Origin of the sequence: Pseudomonas sp. SIMBA_068, from assembly GCF_046534705.1 — a bacterium.
GTDB classification, from domain to species: domain Bacteria; phylum Pseudomonadota; class Gammaproteobacteria; order Pseudomonadales; family Pseudomonadaceae; genus Aquipseudomonas; species Aquipseudomonas putida.
In genome coordinates this window covers 1-259 of record NZ_JAWRYI010000874.1, presented here as the reverse complement: position 1 = coordinate 259, position 259 = coordinate 1, and the positions used below count along the sequence as shown (strand labels likewise).

Annotated in this window: 1 protein-coding gene; it reads left to right on the top strand. The window is 58.7% G+C overall.

Annotation, left to right across the window (positions count from 1 at the left end; genetic code table 11):
* On the top strand, window positions 1-259 hold a 259-nt coding region (locus tag SB756_RS31865), incomplete at both ends, for an ATP-binding cassette domain-containing protein (RefSeq protein WP_410913472.1).

The window sequence follows — 259 nt, the reverse complement described above, 5'->3', positions numbered from 1 at the left end:
CTGTCGTCGCTCTCGGGCGGCTGGCTGCGTAAAGCGGCGCTGGGTCGTGCGCTGGTGAGTAACCCGCGCGTCCTGATGCTGGATGAGCCAACCAACCACCTCGATATCGAAACCATCGACTGGCTGGAAACGTTCCTGAAGAACTTCACCGGCAGCATCATCTTTATTTCCCATGACCGTTCGTTTATCCGCAACATGGCGACGCGCATTGTCGATCTGGACCGGGGCAAGCTGGTCTCCTGGCCAGGCAACTACGATC